The organism is Streptomyces sp. NPDC014727, assembly GCF_043083485.1.
Classification (GTDB): Bacteria; Actinomycetota; Actinomycetes; order Streptomycetales; family Streptomycetaceae; genus Streptomyces.
In genome coordinates this window covers 1-16,549 of sequence record NZ_JBIBYR010000055.1, presented here as the reverse complement: position 1 = coordinate 16,549, position 16,549 = coordinate 1, and the positions used below count along the sequence as shown (strand labels likewise).

The following is a 16,549-nucleotide window of genomic DNA, read 5'->3' as shown; positions in this document are numbered from 1 at the left end:
CGTCCCAGACACCGCCGAGCAACGAGAGTGGACCATGGAACTGCTCAAATAGGCATGATGTTGACAAATCAGATTCCACAGAATCAGCCGGTTGATGTTGCCCTCGACGGCTCCAGAACTGTGCGGCAGAGAAAGGCCGTTGCGGACGGCGTCGAGGTCGCGGCGGAGGTTGCGGGCGAAGGATGCAAGCGGTGCCAGGGTGTCCTGCTCGACGCTGGTGATCCAGTCTTCGAGGCGGTCGCCGTGGCGTCCGGTCATCATGGCGGCGAACTTCCTGACGTGCAGGGTGAGCCGGTCCAGACCGTTGTCGCGTTCGCGCAGGTGGTGCAGCTTGCCGGCGACCTCGTCGTTGAGGTGTTCGGGATGGGTCATGATCCAGGAGGTGACCTCGCGGACCGACGGGGGCTTGGGGCCGACGGCCGGTGCGTGGCCGCGCCCGTCCCGGTAGCGGCGAAGGTGGCGCTGGACGGCCAACTCGCCTCCTGGGTAACCGAGTTCTTTGATCTCCCGGTAGAGCTGGGCGGCGTTTCTGACGCCCTCGCTCCAGCGACGATGCAGGTAGCCGGTGTACGGATCGACAACGTGCGCGCGCTGCAGAGTCTTGGTGATGACGTCGTCGACGGAGCGGGCGTTGACGAGCTTGCGGACGGTGGCCTGATGGAGCCCGATTTTCCGGCCGATGGCTGCTTTCGACATGCCCTGTTCCCACAGCTCGTGGACGGCGGCATGCTGATCGCGCAGCCGGGAAACAATCTTCAGCTCGGGAAGCGGTTGCAGTGTCTTCGGCTCCGCGTCCGCAGGGTTCGCAGGGCCAGGGCTGGGCAGCGGCTCGGCCAGCCGGGAGCGATAGACGTTTACTGTCTTCTCCACGGCCTGGCCGAGGTTCTGCCACAGGTGGAACCGGTCGGCGACCTGCTTGGCCTGCGGTGCCCCAAGCCGTGCGCCCTCGCTGTATCCACTGGAACGGTCCCGACAGATGACCTTGACCTCGGGGTGACCACGCAGCCATGCGGCCAGGTCCTCGCCGTCGCGGCCGTCGAACATATCGAGCGGACGATGGGTGTCCATGTCGATCAGCACGGTGCCGTAGTGACGACCCTTGCGGAAGGCGAAGTCATCCACCCCGAGCACCTCCACCGCACCGGCCTCCGGATCGGGCAGTGCTCTGACCAGCCGCAACAGCGTGTCCCGCCCCACCGCGACGCCGACCGCGGCCGCCATACGCACTCCCGCCCGGCCGGCCAGGGCGAGCCCAATCTGCGTCAGCACCCCGCGCAGCAGTGGGGTGTGGCGGCTGTGCGCAGTGGTCAGGCCCGCGACCTGCTCGGCGAAGGTCACCGCGGCACAGGCAGGGTTCTCGCAGCGGAAACGGCGTACACACAACTCGACCACGACACCCAGACCACCGACAGCGACATCACGCAGCCGCCGCACGTAACGGCCGTGCACCCGCCCAGAGCTCTGGCCGCACCGGCAGGCCGCGGTCGCCGCCCGCACCCGCGTCCTCAACACGACCGCGCCCGGCCGCCTTTCGACCTCCTCGATCAGCAACGCAGACAGGTACGGAAACAGCTTCAGGAGCACATCACGAGAGCACGCGATGCATGATCGCGAACATACGGAAGCGCTCGCCCTGCCGTCCAGATCACAAGATCGTCGACAGAACCAAGATCCGCGACGGGGCGGTAGCCAACAGGCCCATTTACGTGGCCCTGGCGGTCACTGTCGAGGGCCGGCGGGACATCCTCGGGCTGTGGGCCGGCGACGGCGGCGAAGGCGCCAAGCACTGGATGCACATCCTCACCGAGATCAAGAATCGCGGTGTCAACGACGTCCTCATGCTGGTCTGCGACGGGCTCAAGGGCCTGCCTGACGCGGTCGAGGCCGTCTGGCCCCGCACCACGGTCCAGACCTGCGTGGTCCACCTGCTGCGGAACTCCTTCCGTTATGCCGCCCGCCAGGACTGGGACAAGATCGCGCGTGTCCTCAAGCCCGTCTACACCGCGGCGACCGAGGAGGCTGCACTCGATCGGTTCACCGAGTTCGCCGATGCCTGGGGCAAGAAATACCCGGCGATCGTGCGGCTCTGGGAGAACGCGTGGGAGGAGTTCACGCCGTTCCTCCGTTTCGACACCGAGATCCGCCGCATCGTCTGCACGACGAACGCGATCGAGTCCGTCAACGCCAGGATCCGGCGGGCAGTCAAGGCCCGCGGACACTTCCCCAACGAGCAGGCCGCCTTGAAGTGCGTCTACATGGCAATCATGTCCCTGGACCCCACCGGCAAGGGACAAGCCCGCTGGACCATGCGCTGGAAGACCGCACTCAACGCCTTCGACATCACCTTCGACGGGCGCCTCTCCGCAGCCCGTCAGTAACTCCAACAACCCCAGTTACACCGCTCGTTTGACAGACCCCGCCCCGCGCGGCATCCGCATCAACGCCGTCCGCCCCGGCATCATCGACACCCCACGGTCAGCGACGTGATCGCCGAGGGAGAACTCGCCCGCGCAGAGGCCGAAGCAGGCCGGCTCATCAACCGGCTCGGCACCGCTGACGAGATCGCCCAGGCCGTCCTGCGGCTGTGCACTCCCGGTGCCGGTTTCGCCGCCGGGGTCGCCCTGCGCGTCGACGGCGGCCACCTCGCCCGGTGACCACACGGCCAGCGACCGGGTTGCGCCGGCACGACCCGTACACAGAAGGAAGTGACACCATGCCCAAGCAGTCCGCCCCCAAGGAGCTGGAAACGATCGCTCCCAAGCTCGTATGAGGTCACCGATGACGTCCTCTTCAGCGACATCTGGGAGCGCCCCGGTCTCTCACCGCGCGACCGCAGCCTGGTGACCGTCAGCGTCCTGGCCGCCCTCTACCGCAGCGAACAGCTGCCCTACCACCTGAGTGTGGCGCTGCAGAACGGCCTGAGCGTCGAAGAACTGTCCGAAGCCATCACCCACCTGGCCTTCTACGCCGGCTGGCCCAACGCCATGACCGCAATTAATCAGCTCAAGAAGATCGTCGACGAACACGATGCCTGATATCGGCGCACATGCCCGTCAGTACGCTCCCCGACCCGGTCAAGGAACAATCGCCATGGAACACACCACCGAAACCCCCACTGTCAAGGCCCCGGCCGAACGCTTCACCGGCGACGTCTACCTCACCCCGATCGAGACGCCCACCGAACCCGCCCGCCTCGCTTCCGCCCTGGTGCGCTTCACGCCCGGAGCCCGCACCAACTGGCACTCCCACGCCAACGGCCAGACCCTCTACATCACCGACGGCACCGGCCTGGTCGGCACCCGTGACGGCAACGTCGTACGCGTCTCGGCCGGCCAGACCGTCAAGTGCCCGGCCGGTGAGGAGCATTGGCACGGAGCCACCGACACCACCCTCATGGCCCACATCGCCATGGTCGTCGGCAATGGCAACGGAGACGGCACGACGTGGCTCGAACCCGTCACCGACGAGCAATACGCCAACGCCCTGAACAGCAAGTACCGATCCCCAGCTGCACCTGCCCCCTCGACAGGAGGGGGCTCATGAGATCGAGCGCCCGGACAGCGGACAGGCCTCGCGCCACCAGGACCACGGCCTCGCGTTCGCGGAACATCGCTCGTCACGGGGACGCCACCACGGCGTCGGTCCGAATCGACTACCGGTCAGATGCCCTCGCAATACGCATCGATGACGACTGCAAGGAGACGCAGGACACCGCCCCGACGCCCGGCGTCGGACTGAACGGAGCGAACACGAGCGCGATCGGGTCTGTCTGTCAGGCACGAGCCACCACGACCGCCACCCTGGCGGGCTGCTCATCCCGGGTCCGACCGTCCAGCAGACGGCCGCCGGCCTTCGCGGTGAGCCCGCCGATCTGCTTGAAGAAGCAGGACAACCTGGCGATCGACACAGCGGTTCCGGATGTCGCGGACCCATGCCGAGTCCAGCAGCCGCTGATGCGGACCGCTCTCCCCATCGACGGTCACCCGGTCGATCCCCGTCAGGTCCAGAGATGGCGCAGGGCCCAGCAGCGGCTCCGGAGGCAGGAAGCGGATGGCTGCCGGGATGCGCCGCAGTTCGTCGGCCTGCCAGCAGTACTCATCCGACTCGATCGAGGTCCCGACCCACACGTTCGGCGCCGGTCATCGACGTACCCGCGGGCGAGCTGGCCACGTTCACACCAGAGGACGACGGCCGCGCCCACACCCGGCTCCGTCCTGACCATCGGCTGGCCACCGACCTCCGACAGCCTTGGAAGGAGCCGACCCCACCGAACAAGCTCACCCGGCGCGGCTCCGGCGAGGGTTCGGAAACCTCCGCGCGAAAACACCGTCGCCTGCGTGTGCACCGAAACCCCGCACCGGCCACCATGCGGGCGTTCTCGGTACCGATGGTGGCGGAGGCGGGGCGACTCTCGCTGCGACGACTCCGACCGTCACGGCTGCAGCGAACCCGGTCCGCACGATGAGGTTCATGCAATGTCTCTCTGGCACGATAAAGACTCGGTTGCTGCAAGAGGAACCCTGCCCACACGAGCGAAGGGCTCTTGGCGTCGCCGGTCCGGCAACACCCCCGAACCACCCGTCCGGACACCACCAGGTGACGGCGGCCGAGACGGCCACGGCCAGGAGCAGGTGACGGGTTTCAGGCACGGGACGCCCCCTCACCGGTTCGCTTGCCGGTGGTGAATTGTCGAGAAGAGCGGCGGTGAACAAGGTGAAGGCGGCCAGCAGCATCTGGCCGGGGAAGACCAGACGGGCAGCCAGGGCGCTGAGCAGCGCGAGAACAGGCGTGGGCAGGTCACCGCGCTGTTCCCGGACGGCGTCGAGGGCCAGCACGGCGAACAGGGCGGTCATCGCGAAGTCCAGGCCGGTGACGCTGTTGGGTACCACCGAGCCGAGCAAGGCGCCGGCGGTGGCACCGCCGACCCAGTACAGCTGCATGAACACCTGCAGCCACACAATGCGCGCGCCGGACCAGGACCGGGCCTGTTCGCCGGTGGTCAGTGCGTATGCCTCGTCGGTCAGGGCGAAGGTGCTGTAGGTCCTGGCGAGACGCCCCCGCACGCGGTCAAGGGGGAAGGACAGCGCGTAGAACACGTGCCGGACATTGACCAGGAAGGCGGTCAGCGCGACCGTCGCCAGCGGCGTGACCGCAAGGGCCAGGTTCACGAGGAGAAACTCGAACGAGCCGGCGTAGACGACGGCGGTCAATGACTTTCACCTCGATGCCGTCGACAGAGCAATTTTGTTTCAACTGCGCCAGGACGGGAGGTTGACCAATGTCGAACTGGCCAAACGGGTCGGGCTGACCCCGCCGCCGTGCCTGCGCCGCCTCAAACGCCTGGAGGAGGCCGGTGTCATCACCGGCTACCGCGCCGTCATCAACCCGGAAGCCGTCGGCCGGGGCCTGGAAGTCGTGATCGACATCGAGGTCTACGCCAACGACCTGAAGACCATCGAAACGCTGGAGGAGACGCTGGCCTCGTACGAGGAGGTCATCGAGTTCCGCCGGATGTTCGGCCGTCCCGACTACTTCCTCCGCGTCGCGGTTGCCGACCACGCCGCCTACAACGTGTTCCTCACCGGCAAGCTCACCGGCTTCCCCGGGATCCTGCGCGTCGAATCCCACCTGACCATGAAGAAGATCAAGACCGACGACTGACCGTCACCGGCGGGGCTTTGGGGCTTGCTTGCAGAGTTGCGTTGTTGCAGGCCGACGGCCTGCGCCCCGGCAGAGATGGTGCGTCTGCGGCGTCGGCCGGTGGTCGACGGAGGTGCCGGTCGGGATTGTCGTTGCAGGTGACGAACCGGCCGGGGTGGCCCCGCGGGTCGTTGCGGTCCATCGGTCTGCGCATCCGCGCCTCGCCGGGTGTCTCGCGCATGAAGCGGAGCCGGTCGCCGAACCTCTCCAGCCGCACGACCGCCTCCGCCCCGGCCGTGTCGCACACCGGGGGGTCCTCGTGACCGCTGGCCATGGCGGCAAGCCGCTCTCCCGCACGCGCCTGTTCCCGTGCCCGGCTTCGGCGCTGACCGCGGAGCACGGAAGTTCCGCACGGCGCAGTCGGGTACGGGAACGACCTGGACGCCTGACTCAAGGCGCCATTCCGTAGCTGCGGGGCCCGGTTCAGCCTGCCCGCCGACGGCAGGACAGCCCCGATCGCCGCTGCGGGGTGCGCGGCGCAGGCCGCCGCCACCGGCACCGGCACCGGCACCGGCGCCAGCAGGATGCCGGCCGCTGTACTGCCCGACCGCGTGCCGACGGCCGCGCGCGGGACAGTCTCGGCATTCATGGGGCCCTCACGTTCGCCGCGACGCCGATCACCGGCGTCCGCCTCGTCCTGCCCCTCGTCGCCCCGTCAGCGGTTTCCTGCCCTATGGCGCCGCGCCGTCTCCGCCGGACACGAACCGGCCGTTCATGCGACGGCCGGTCATACCGGCTGGACACCGCCTTGCAATTGCTGGACGACGTGGGCCAGGGGCGCGAGCACGGGCTCAGTGGCTGCCTGGTCGAGGGCCTCGCGCAGGGCGGCGTTGTGGGTGGGGCGGGCCTCCTCCAGCAGGCGCAGGCCGTCGTCGGTGACATCGGCGTAGATGCCGCGGCGGTCGGTGGGGCACAGGTAGCGCGAGAGCAGCCCGCGGTTTTCGAGCCGGGTCACCAGCCGCGTGGTGGCGCTCTGGCTGAGGACGACGGCTTCGGCGACCTGTCGCATCTGCAGATGTCCGCCCTCGCCGTCGTGCTGACGGCTCAGCACGTCCAGCAGCGAGTACTCGCGTGCGCTCAACCGGTGCTCGGTCTGAAGCGCACGTTCGACCCTGTTCTCGATACGTCCATGCAGCAACGAGAGCGCCGACCATCTGTGCCCCAGGGCGGTCATCGCCAGGCCGGTGGCGGTCATGAGCAGCTCCCTCGGTCGGGTCGTGCAGCGGCGGGGCAGGCAGGGGAAGTGCCCCGTATCACGGACTTCACCATACCCGCGTTTGCCACTAGTCCTCGTGTGCAATTATTGCTGATGCACGTAAGGCGCTCACGCAACTTCACTCTGTAGGTCAAAGGACCCTCGTCATGCCACTCGCACTGCTGGCCCTGGCCATAGGGGCCTTCGGAATCGGCACCACGGAATTCGTGATCATGGGGCTGCTGCCCCAGGTCGGCGCGGACCTCGGTGTGTCCGTTCCGACGGCTGGCTTCCTGGTCACCGGCTACGCCCTCGGCGTCATGATCGGCGCACCGATCATGACCGTCCTCGGCACCAGGATCTCTCGCAAGAACATGCTCATGCTGCTCATGGGACTGTTCATCCTCGGCAACCTCATCTCCGCCGTCGCCCCGGTCTTCGCCGTCATGCTGATCGGCCGAGTGGTGGCCTCGCTGGCCCACGGCGCCTTCTTCGGCATCGGCTCCGTCGTCGCCGCCGAACTGGTGGCACCGGAGAAGAAGGCCGGCGCCATCTCCATGATGTTCACCGGCCTGACCGTGGCCAATGTCGTCGGAGTGCCCCTGGGCACGTTCGTGGGCCAGAGGGCCGGGTGGCGCGTGACCTTCCTGCTCGTGGCCGCCCTCGGCGTACTCGGCCTGGCCGGCGTCGCCAAGCTCCTACCCGACGTACCCAAGCCGGCTGGAGTACAGCTGCGGCACGAGGTCGCCGCCTTCAAGAACGTCCAGGTCGTTTTGGCCATGGCCATGACGGTCCTCGGCTTCGGAGGCGTGTTCGCCGCGATCACCTACATCGCGCCGATGATGACCGAGGTCAGCGGCTTCGCGGAATCCTCAGTCACCTGGTTGACGGTGGCTTTCGGACTGGGCATGGTGGCAGGCAACCTCATCGGTGGCCGTTTCGCGGACCGCAAGCTCATGCCCATGCTCTACACCGCCCTGGGCGGCCTGGCACTGGTCTTGCTGCTGTTCACCTTCCTGGCCTCCGGCAAGGCCGCGTCCGTCGTGGCCGTCTTCCTCATCGGCGCTCTCGGCTTCGCCACCGTCCCGCCGCTGCAGAAGCGCGTCCTGGACCATGCCCACGGGGCGCCGACGCTGGCCTCCGCGGCCAACATCGGCGCCTTCAACCTGGGCAACGCCCTGTCCGCCTGGCTCGGCGGCCTGGTGATCTCCTCCGGCCTCGGCTACACCGCACCCAACGCCGTCGGGGCTGTCCTGGCCGCCGCCGCCCTGGTGCTGGCCGTCATCTCGCACCGGCTCGAACTGCGGCCCAACCGCACCACTGCGGCTTCCACCCCGGCGAACCTCGACCCCGCCGAGGCCTCCGACCACGGTGCCGCTCCCACCGCGACGGGAGCTGTCCGCTTCTGATCCCCCGCACCCGCGCCGCACCGGCCGCGTGTCCCCCACCGATGCAAGGAAATCTCCCATGAGCGCCACCACCGTGGCCCCGCTGACCGCTACCGACGCGGAGACCCTCGTCCTCGCCGGTCGCCACGCTGCCGACGCGGCCGACGTCCCCGTCAGCATCACCGTCCTCGACGCCGGCGGAAACCTGCTGGCCTTCCGCCGCGACGAGCGCGCCGTACTCGTCTCCGGCGAAACCAGCACGGCCAAGGCCTACACCGCCCTGCAGCTGAACGCGCCGACGGCCGACCTGGTCGACCTGGTCAAGCCGGACGGCCCCTTCCACTCCCTGGCCACCGCGCTGGACAGGCCCCTGCTGTTCATCGGCGGCGGCGTCCCGATCCATCGCGACGGACAGCTCATCGGCGCCCTCGGCCTCGGCGGCGGCGCCCCCGAGCAGGACCACGCCTTCGCCCGGACCGCTCTCCAGGCTCTCTGACCGAACTCGACCGGCGGGGCGGCGGTGGCCGGCACCGGCGGGCCACTCCCTGCTCCGCGTTCCTGTCAAAGCAGTACCAAAGAAAGGACACCTGATGACTTCCGTGCCGAACGTGACGCTCAACAACGGTGTGGCCATTCCGCAGTTGGGATTCGGCGTATTCCAGATCCCCGACGCGGAGACCACCACCGCGGTCACCAGCGCCCTGAAGGCCGGCTACCGCAGCATCGACACCGCCGCGATCTACGGCAACGAGCGCGGTGTCGGCAAGGCCATCGCCGCCTCCGGCCTCCCTCGCGAGGAGCTGTTCGTCACGACCAAGCTGTGGAACGAGGACCAGGGCCACGACCGGACCCTGGCGGCGTTCGACGCCTCCCTGCACAAGCTCGGCCTCGACCACGTCGACCTCTATCTCATCCACTGGCCCACCCCGGCCCGCGACCTGTACGTGGAGACCTACAGGGCGCTGGAGCGGATTCTCGCCGACGGGCGTGCCCGCGCCATCGGCGTCTCGAATTTCCAGATCCCCCACCTGCGGCAGCTCCTGGAGCACACCGGCATCACCCCGGCGGTCAACCAGGTGGAGCTCCACCCCGGCCTCCAGCAGACCGCGCTGCGCGCATTCCACGCCGAGCACGGCATCGCCACCGAGGCCTGGAGTCCACTGGCCCAGGGCGCGGCACTCGGGGGACGACGCGATCGTGGGAGTCGCCGAGGCGTATGGCGTAACCCCGGCGCAAGTCGTGCTGCGCTGGCACCTGCAGACCGGCAACATCGTGATCCCCAAATCCGTCACCCCCGACCGCATCCGGCAGAACCTCGACGTCTTCGGCTTCGAGCTCACCGACGCCGACATGGCAGCCCTCGCGTGCCTCGACCGGGGTCTGCGCACCGGCCCGGACCCCGACACCTTCAACTGATCCCGAACGTCCCGGAGCGCCCGTCCACGTCGAACGGGCGCTCCGGGACGCCGACATCGCCTCAGCAGCTCCACAGCCTCGACGAGGGGAACGCATCATGCAGATCGATCTCTCCGGCCGCACTGCTCTGGTCACCGGCTCCACCCAGGGCATCGGCCACGCCATCGCCGCCGGCCTCGCCCGCGCGGGAGCCCGCGTCGTCGTCAACGGCCGCGGCGAGGAGCGTGTCGCGGGGGCCGTCCGCACGGTACGCACCGACTCCGGCAGCGACGACGTCACCGGCGCCGTGGGCGACCTGGCGACGGAGCAAGGAGCCGCCACTGTACTGAAGGCCGTGCCCACGGTCGACATCCTCGTCAACAACCTCGGCATCTTCGGCGCCTCCCCTCCGCTGGAGATCGACGACGCCGAGTGGCGCCGCTACTTCGAAGTCAACGTCCTCTCCGCCGTCCGGCTCATCCGTGCCTTTCTGCCCGGCATGAAGGAGCGGGGCTGGGGGCGGGTCCTCAACCTCGCCAGCGACTCGGCCGTGGCCACCCCCGCCGAAATGATCCACTACGGCATGACGAAGACCGCGCTGCTCGCTGTCGGCCGCGGGTTCGCCAAGGACGCCGCCGGTACCGGCGTCACCGTCAACTCCGTCATCGCCGGACCGACCCACACCGGCGGCGTCGAAGGATTCGTCCGCGAGCTCGTCGGCAACGAGTTGCCCTGGGACGAGGCGCAGCACGAGTTCATGGTCAAGTACCGTCCCCAGTCATTGATTCAGCGCCTCATCGAGCCCGAGGAGATCGCGAACATGGTCGTCTACCTCGCCTCGCCCCACGCCTCCGCCACCACCGGTGGCGCCGTGCGCGTCGACGGCGGCTACGTCGACTCCATCCTGCCCTGAGCCAACGGCGACGACCACGGCGTCCCATTCCTCCTGGCCGGCCGCTACACCCTGCTGGACCACCGGCGGGCGCTGCAGCGGCTGCTGCCCGCGGCACAGGAACAGGGCGTCGGCATGGTCGTCGGCGGCCCCTACAGCTCCGGCGTCCTGGTCGGCGGCACACGCACGAAGGACCCCACCATGGCATCCACTTCAGTCAGCCGCGTCGTCCAGGCCTCCCTCGATGAGGTCTGGAACCTGATCGGCGGCTTCCACTTCCTGCCCGACTGGCTGCCCTACATCCCGCAGAGCGTCTCCGAGCAGGGCGGCCGCGCACGCCGGGGCCCGCGCCGCCGGACGCCTCGACGGCGCCGGGGCGCTCGCCTCTCCACCCTCCGCCTCCACACCATGCCCGGCAGGCCGGAAGCCGCCGAAGTCCAGTGGAGCGGACGCTTCGTCCCCGTAGGCGTGAGCGACCTGATCACATCCGATGCCCCGAGACTCCGGCGTGCCACCCGACGGCACAGGCAGGGTTCCCCACTCCACCTGACCGTCCGGGGCACACGGGGCCGACAGGCATGCTCCGATGCCCGACGGTCGACTTCTGGATCTGTTGGCCGACCGACCACGGCGACAGCCCCGAGACCTCGGTCCCGATGGCCATCAGGCCCAGCCGGGACCGGCTCGTCGCCACTCTCCGATCCGGCAGCCGCCGGGTGCTCGCGATCAACCCGCTGGCGCCTCCCACTGCCGAGACCGCCACGGCGTGAGTCGCAGGAAGTCCGACCCCGGCGACGCCCCGGTCCTGGCGCACATCATCCGCACCGACTCCACACGCCCTCGATGTACGTCAGTTCGGCGTCACTGAGCAATGACGGCGACGCCGGTGCGTCCGCCGTCCACGTCCAGGACCGTGCCGTGCACGAAGTTCGCCTCGTCGGAAGCGAGGTAGACCGCTGCCTGGGCAATCGCGTCCGGAAGTCCGAAGCTACCGGCCGGGGTGCCCTTCATCATGATGTCGCCGGGGTGGACCCCGGTCTCGTCCGGATGCGGCGTGTGGACCACGCCTGGAGAGATCGCATTGACGCGGATGCCGCGGGGACCGAACTCGGCTGCCCAGGCGCGGGTGAGCGCTTCCATCGCCCCTTTGGAGGAGCTGTAGACGGCACCGACCGGGACGCCGAGCCGGGCGATCCATGAGCCCAGGTTGATCACTGCGCCGCCGCCGGCCTCGATCATCGCGGGAGCCAGCGCTGCGGTCAGGAAGAACGGAGCCTTGACATTGACCCCGTAGATTCGGTCGAACGTCTCTTCGTCGGTGTCGGCGGTGGAAGGGCTCGGGTAGATGCCGGCGTTGTTCACCAGGATGTCGATGCCAGAACCGCAGCAGCTCTGCTGGCGGGAATCCAGGGCGGGGTGTCGATCCTGCTGTCGACCGGCCGCTCCACCCACCTCCGCGCGGCGCTCGACGAAGGGATCACGGCACTCCGCAACACCCGTGCCACCGGGGTCTGAGCCGCCACCATCCGTGCCTGTCGGGGGTCGGATGCCGTGCCCGCACCATGAAGTGCCACCAACCTCGCGCCATGTCCGCCCCACCCTCTCAGTCGAAGCACGCCCGCGTTCCCGCCGAAGCAAACGGCAACAGCGCTGTTGCACGCAACGAGTGGACTCATGCGGTTCACCTGCGGGCGACGTCCCCAGCAACTGGCGCCGAAGGCGGTGGGCCCAGTCTCGGGGTGGAGACAGGCGGCGGCACGCCACCTGTGGTTGTCGTCCCGTGGGCCAGGCTGCATTGCCTGACCCACGGCGATGACGAGGTCAGCGCGTGTCTGTGCCGGCAAGTGGCCGGGGCGCCATGCCCTCACAGGCGAGGGCATGGCGGGATGCCCGGAGCGTCGTCAGCGGACGACGTCGAAGACCTGCTTCTGCAGGCCGTTGCTGTAGACCTCGTGCTCGACCAGCTTCAGCTTCTGGGTGTCCTTGTCCGTGGTGCTGAACAGGCGCTTGCCGGCGCCGAGCAGCAGCGGAAAGACCAGCAGGTGGTAGCGGTCGATCAGGCCCGCGTCCGAGAGGCTGTTGTTCAGCGAGGCGCTGCCGTGGACGATGATCGGGCCGCCGTCGGTCTCCTTGAGGGCGGCGACGTCGTCGAGGGAGCGCAAGATCGTGGTCTCGCCCCAGTTGGAGACCACCTTGTCCTCGGTAAGGGTGGTGGAGACGACGTACTTGGGCACCGCCTTGTAATGCGCGAACTCCGCCATGTCCGGCCACACCGGGCTGAACGCCTCGTAGCTGACCCGGCCCATCAGGATCGCGGTGGACTCCTGCTGTTCCCGCTCCTTGATCTCGAACGCCTCGGGGACGAAGTCGACTGCCTTGAAGGTCCATCCGGAGTTCCGGTAGCCGTGTTCGCCGCCCGGCGCCTCCACGACGCCGTCGAGCGAGATGAAGGCCGTGCTGATCACAGTGCGCATGAGAATCTTTCCTCGGTGTCTTGGATGTGCGTTGTGTGACTGCTCGGTGCGCGCTCGGGCCGCGTTCACGGCGCAGGCGCCCGATGGTGAGGTGCCGGTGGCCGCTGCAAAGAGCGGCTGGTCCGGCAGTTAGTTCTACGGGCGAAGCGGGCCCCGGTGCCCGACGGGGTGGCCGTGCACCCGGGCCCGCCAGAGGTCAGGCGAGGAGTCCGGTCAGCCAGTGCTGCCAGGCGGCCTCGGCGCCGTCCGTGTCGGGGCCGAAGAGGTGGTGGAACATCAGCACCACGCCGGGGAAGTGGTGGAAGGTGTAGATCCCGTCGGCGGTACGGACCTTGATGCGCTCGTCGTCCGACCAGGTCACCTCGCCGTTCACCGGCGGTAGGCCGGCCGGCTCGGCGTGAGCACGCGCCCCCACGGCGGCCGGACTCGGCAGCGACAGTCCGCGGGTGAGGGCCGCCCGGACCTGCTGCCCGGGCCGCTCGCCCGAGGGCGCCACGGCGAAGACGGGAACGGCGGTGCGTCCCGGGAAGTGGGCCAGGTACTCGCGGAGCGTGTGGAGGTGGAAGGGCCAGCCGCGGCGCAACGCGTCGTACTCGTCCTGCCAGTCGTCGCCGAGCACACCGCTGTGGACGATGCGGAGCACGGTGCTGCCGCCGTCGCGCCCCTCGATCAGGTACTCGAAGGCCATGAAGCGGCCGTCCTCGGCGGTGGCCGTGCGGGTGGCGAAGCGTTTGCCGGGTTCGTGGGCGGTGACCACCGACTCCTCCCGGTTGCCCCCGGTGTCCATGGCGGCGGTGCCGCCCTCGCGCGGCTCCACCTCGTTGCGCCCCATGAACCAGGAGTCGATCCCCGGTCCGGTGGCGATCGCCTCCCAGACCTGTTCGGGACTCGCCGACAGGGTCGTCTCCTGCTCGATCTCGAAGGGGTGCGTCATCGCGGGGTCTCCTGTCGTGCTTCGGATTCGTGCCCTTGTGTCCCCCCGGCTTTCTGCTGCGGTTCGGCCGAGCTCCCCTGGGCGCCGGGCTGCGCGGCGGGGATCTGGTGGAGCCCGACGATCAGCCGGTGGCTGCGCCCTGCGGGGGCGAACTCGTCGTGGTAGCGGCCCACGAGGTCCGTCACGGCCTGGGCCAGCTCGTCGGCGAAGGCCGTCCGGTCGGCCGCGGAGGCGAACCGCACCTCCGCGTCGATACCGAAGGTGGCAACCCGTCGCGCGGCCAGGGAGGCGCCGGTCAGCAGAGCACCGACCTCCTGCACCAGCCGCGCCCCCAGCGCCAGCAGCCAGCGGGCGGAGAGCTGGTCCGGGGACCGGGAGGGGTCCGGGCTGACGGCGGCCAGGGCGCTGGGAGAGATGACGTAGGAGGCGGCGGTGGCGCGGTACACCCTCTCGGTGACGTTGCCCTTGCGCCGTTCCTCGGCGAGTTCGACCAGGCCGTGACGCTCCAGTTCCTTCAGGTGGTAGTTGACCTTCTGCCGGGGCAGCCCCAGGCGGGCGGCCAGCATGACGGCCGAGCCGGGCTCGGCCAGGGCGGCGAGGATCCGGGACCGTATCGGGTCCAGGGACGCCTCGGCCGCGGCGGGTTCTTCGATCACAGCTACGTCCAGCACCGCTCCAGGATGCAACCGACGAAATTAATTGTCAAGAAAAGAAAAGTTGTCGGAGAGTGCGCGCCGAATGGTCCCCGACGCGGATGCGCCTGGGCCTGGATGCCCAGACGCCGCCCGACGTGGGAGAAGGCACGACAGGGCTTCCCGCCGGGAGGAACTCCGGATTGCCGCAGCGTCCGGAAGCCGCTGCCCGTACGGAAGCGATGAGTCCGGCAGAGGCGCGACGTCCGCCTGCGAGGACGGTTCGCCTCCGACGCGGTGGTCCCGACGGCCGACGAATGACTTCGGCCGTGTGGGCGGCGGACTGATGGAACCGCCGTTCGCGGTGGGGGCCGTTGAGCGAAGGGCTACGACTACGACCGCCTGCGCCGATGGTCGTCGACACGCGGCATCCAGCACCGGATCGACCGCAAAGGGCGCGAACGCGCAACGGCTCGGCCGCCGCCGACGGACCACCGAACGCACCATGGCCCAACTACGGCGGCCGAGGTCGGATCCGGCAGGCGCACTGCGACGGACAGGAAGACCTGGCGGCCGAGCCCCAGGAGGGCGAGCCGACATGGTGCTCGAAGCGCAGGGCGAACGACTGCAAAAGCAGCGCGAGTTCCAGCCGATGATGTCGGCGGCGCGGCCCCGGCAGGCGTCGGAGAACGCCGACGGGGCGGCATACGCCGACGCGGTGTCGGAGTACGCCGCCCCGGAGTGGGACGGGCTGTCGGCCCCTACTTCGGATCACGGTTGAACAGCGACTTGGACCAGAAGTAGCCGAGCACGGCCAGCCCCACGCACCAAACCACGGCCAGCCACCCGTTGTTGCCGATCTCGGTGCCGAGCAGCAGGCCGCGCAGGGTCTCGATGGCCGGGGTGAAGGGCTGGTACTCGGCGATCGGCTGGAACCAGCCCGGCATCGCGTCGACCGGCACGAAGGCGCTGGAGATGAGCGGCAGGACCATCAGCGGCATGGCCGCGTTGCTGGCCGCCTCGGGGTTCGGGCTGGACAGGCCCATCCCGACCGCGATCCAGGTGAGCGCCAGGGAGACGAGCGCCAGCAGCCCGACCGCCAGGACCCACTCCAGGACCGTGGCATCCGTGGCCCGGAACCCGATGGCCGCGGCGACGGCCCCGACGAGCACCACACTCATCACACACTGCAGCACGCTGCCGACGACGTGCCCGATGAGCACCGACCCGCGATGGATCGCCATCGTGCGGAAGCGTGCGATGATGCCCTCGGTCATATCCGTGGTGACGGACACCGCGCTGCCGATCGTGGTGCCGCCGATGGTCAGCATCACGATGCCCGGGACGATGTAGGCGATGTACTCGGCCCGGTCCGCGCCGCCGTCCCCGATGCCCGCGCTCATCACATCGCCGAAGATGTAGACGAAGAGCAGCAGCAGCATGACCGGCGTGAGCAGCAGGTTCAGCGTCAGGGACGGGTAGCGCCGGGCGTGCAGGAGGTTGCGGCGCAGCATTGTGTTCGAGTCGCGGACGGCGAGGGAGAGGGAGTTCATCGGACAGTCTCCTTGGGCTGGTTGGGGACGTTGGCCGCGCCGGTGAGGGCGAAGAAGACGTCGTCGAGGTCGGGGGTGTGGACGGTCAGCTCGTCGGCCTCGATGCCGCCCGAGTCGAGCCGGTCGAGGATGGAGCGCAGCTCGCGCTGGCTGCCGTCGCTGGGGATCTGCAGGGTGAGGGATTCGTCGTCCCGGGTGACGTCGCGCAGTGCGGAGGCGGCGTTTCGGTAGGCGGCCGGGTCGGTGAAGCGGAGCCGGACGTGCCCGCCGGGGACGATCCGTTTGAGTTCCTCGGCGGTGCCCTCGGCGGCGATCTTGCCGTTGTTGAGCACGGCGATGCGGTCGGCGAGTTCGTCGGCCTCGTCCAGGTACTGGGTGGTGAGGAA

15 protein-coding genes and 8 pseudogenes are annotated in these 16,549 nt (G+C 69.0%); 12 read left to right on the top strand and 11 right to left on the bottom strand.

All coding sequences use genetic code 11. From position 1 onward, the window contains the following. Nucleotides 1-1,584, bottom strand: a 1,584-nt coding sequence (locus ACF1B9_RS37360; RefSeq protein WP_391795977.1) for an ISL3 family transposase, incomplete at its 3' end; no start/stop codon positions are given. 83 nt (nucleotides 1,585-1,667) lie between these two features. On the opposite strand from ACF1B9_RS37360, the pseudogene ACF1B9_RS37355 reads away from it, so the two are divergent. The 4 genes and pseudogenes from ACF1B9_RS37355 to ACF1B9_RS37340 all read left to right on the top strand — a co-directional run. Beyond that, nucleotides 1,668-2,378: pseudogene (locus tag ACF1B9_RS37355) on the top strand (IS256 family transposase); the annotation flags it as partial. A 43-nt stretch (nucleotides 2,379-2,421) separates the two neighbouring features. Continuing rightward, a pseudogene (locus tag ACF1B9_RS37350) lies at nucleotides 2,422-2,654 on the top strand (SDR family oxidoreductase); the annotation flags it as partial. Nucleotides 2,655-2,713: 59 nt separating this feature from the next. Next, nucleotides 2,714-3,035 (top strand): annotated as a pseudogene (locus tag ACF1B9_RS37345) (carboxymuconolactone decarboxylase family protein). 55 nt (nucleotides 3,036-3,090) lie between these two features. Further along, a complete protein-coding gene (locus ACF1B9_RS37340; protein WP_391744297.1) occupies nucleotides 3,091-3,543 on the top strand; it encodes a cupin domain-containing protein in 453 nt (150 codons plus the stop codon). A 229-nt stretch (nucleotides 3,544-3,772) separates the two neighbouring features. On the opposite strand, the gene ACF1B9_RS37335 is transcribed toward ACF1B9_RS37340, so the two are convergent. The 3 genes and pseudogenes from ACF1B9_RS37335 to ACF1B9_RS37325 form a co-directional block, all read right to left on the bottom strand. Beyond that, on the bottom strand, nucleotides 3,773-3,907 hold the full coding sequence (locus ACF1B9_RS37335; protein WP_391744467.1) for a hypothetical protein: 135 nt from the start codon (nucleotides 3,905-3,907) through the stop codon (nucleotides 3,773-3,775). A 34-nt stretch (nucleotides 3,908-3,941) separates the two neighbouring features. Further along, a pseudogene (locus ACF1B9_RS37330) lies at nucleotides 3,942-4,127 on the bottom strand (DUF5131 family protein); the annotation flags it as partial. 564 nt (nucleotides 4,128-4,691) lie between these two features. Further along, nucleotides 4,692-5,207: pseudogene (locus ACF1B9_RS37325) on the bottom strand (AzlC family ABC transporter permease); the annotation flags it as partial. A 37-nt stretch (nucleotides 5,208-5,244) separates the two neighbouring features. Here ACF1B9_RS37325 and ACF1B9_RS37320 point away from each other — a divergent pair. Then, on the top strand, nucleotides 5,245-5,661 hold the full coding sequence (locus tag ACF1B9_RS37320) for an Lrp/AsnC family transcriptional regulator (protein ID WP_391744299.1): 417 nt from the start codon (nucleotides 5,245-5,247) through the stop codon (nucleotides 5,659-5,661). A 766-nt stretch (nucleotides 5,662-6,427) separates the two neighbouring features. On the opposite strand, the gene ACF1B9_RS37315 is transcribed toward ACF1B9_RS37320, so the two are convergent. Next, nucleotides 6,428-6,895: a MarR family winged helix-turn-helix transcriptional regulator gene (locus tag ACF1B9_RS37315; protein ID WP_391744301.1), complete on the bottom strand. Its 468-nt coding sequence runs from the start codon at nucleotides 6,893-6,895 to the stop codon at nucleotides 6,428-6,430. A 167-nt stretch (nucleotides 6,896-7,062) separates the two neighbouring features. Here ACF1B9_RS37315 and ACF1B9_RS37310 point away from each other — a divergent pair, with 167 nt between their 5' ends. From ACF1B9_RS37310 to ACF1B9_RS37285, 6 genes and pseudogenes are all read left to right on the top strand, one after another. Then, a complete protein-coding gene (locus tag ACF1B9_RS37310) occupies nucleotides 7,063-8,304 on the top strand; it encodes an MFS transporter (RefSeq protein WP_391744303.1) in 1,242 nt (413 codons plus the stop codon). A gap of 58 nt (nucleotides 8,305-8,362) precedes the next feature. After that, complete coding sequence (locus ACF1B9_RS37305) at nucleotides 8,363-8,779, top strand: heme-binding protein (RefSeq protein ID WP_391744304.1); 417 nt, start codon at nucleotides 8,363-8,365, stop codon at nucleotides 8,777-8,779. Between the two features lie 94 nt (nucleotides 8,780-8,873). Then, a pseudogene (locus ACF1B9_RS37300) lies at nucleotides 8,874-9,699 on the top strand (aldo/keto reductase). A gap of 97 nt (nucleotides 9,700-9,796) precedes the next feature. After that, on the top strand, nucleotides 9,797-10,591 hold the full coding sequence (locus tag ACF1B9_RS37295) for an SDR family NAD(P)-dependent oxidoreductase (protein ID WP_391744306.1): 795 nt from the start codon (nucleotides 9,797-9,799) through the stop codon (nucleotides 10,589-10,591). Between the two features lie 27 nt (nucleotides 10,592-10,618). Next, a pseudogene (locus ACF1B9_RS37290) lies at nucleotides 10,619-10,921 on the top strand (hypothetical protein); the annotation flags it as partial. A gap of 272 nt (nucleotides 10,922-11,193) precedes the next feature. Beyond that, nucleotides 11,194-11,399, top strand: a pseudogene (locus tag ACF1B9_RS37285) (transposase); the annotation flags it as partial. A 32-nt stretch (nucleotides 11,400-11,431) separates the two neighbouring features. Here ACF1B9_RS37285 and ACF1B9_RS37280 read toward each other — a convergent pair. The 4 genes from ACF1B9_RS37280 to ACF1B9_RS37265 all read right to left on the bottom strand — a co-directional run bounded on the left by ACF1B9_RS37280 (nucleotide 11,432) and on the right by ACF1B9_RS37265 (nucleotide 14,649). After that, nucleotides 11,432-12,208 (bottom strand): SDR family NAD(P)-dependent oxidoreductase, encoded by a 777-nt coding sequence (locus tag ACF1B9_RS37280; protein WP_391744463.1) that lies wholly within the window; start codon nucleotides 12,206-12,208, stop codon nucleotides 11,432-11,434. A gap of 263 nt (nucleotides 12,209-12,471) precedes the next feature. Beyond that, the gene (locus ACF1B9_RS37275; protein ID WP_391744308.1) at nucleotides 12,472-13,044 is read right to left on the bottom strand and encodes a dihydrofolate reductase family protein; all 573 of its coding nucleotides are present in this window, start codon (nucleotides 13,042-13,044) and stop codon (nucleotides 12,472-12,474) included. 196 nt (nucleotides 13,045-13,240) lie between these two features. Beyond that, nucleotides 13,241-13,978, bottom strand: a complete 738-nt coding sequence (locus ACF1B9_RS37270) for an SRPBCC domain-containing protein (RefSeq protein WP_391744309.1) — start codon at nucleotides 13,976-13,978, stop codon at nucleotides 13,241-13,243. Beyond that, complete coding sequence (locus tag ACF1B9_RS37265; protein ID WP_391744311.1) at nucleotides 13,975-14,649, bottom strand: ArsR/SmtB family transcription factor; 675 nt, start codon at nucleotides 14,647-14,649, stop codon at nucleotides 13,975-13,977. Before ACF1B9_RS37265 ends, ACF1B9_RS37270 begins: the two co-directional genes overlap by 4 nt. 559 nt (nucleotides 14,650-15,208) lie before the next feature. Here ACF1B9_RS37265 and ACF1B9_RS37260 point away from each other — a divergent pair. Continuing rightward, nucleotides 15,209-15,391 (top strand): hypothetical protein, encoded by a 183-nt coding sequence (locus tag ACF1B9_RS37260; RefSeq protein ID WP_391744312.1) that lies wholly within the window; start codon nucleotides 15,209-15,211, stop codon nucleotides 15,389-15,391. Here ACF1B9_RS37260 and ACF1B9_RS37255 read toward each other — a convergent pair. Together ACF1B9_RS37255 and ACF1B9_RS37250 are read right to left on the bottom strand one after the other, a co-directional pair. Beyond that, nucleotides 15,372-16,163 (bottom strand): ABC transporter permease, encoded by a 792-nt coding sequence (locus ACF1B9_RS37255; RefSeq protein WP_391744314.1) that lies wholly within the window; start codon nucleotides 16,161-16,163, stop codon nucleotides 15,372-15,374. The two genes, ACF1B9_RS37260 and ACF1B9_RS37255, sit on opposite strands and share 20 nt — an antisense overlap. Further along, nucleotides 16,160-16,549: DUF4162 domain-containing protein (locus tag ACF1B9_RS37250; RefSeq protein ID WP_391795976.1), on the bottom strand; the 390-nt coding region annotated here is incomplete at its 5' end. The genes ACF1B9_RS37250 and ACF1B9_RS37255, both read right to left, overlap by 4 nt.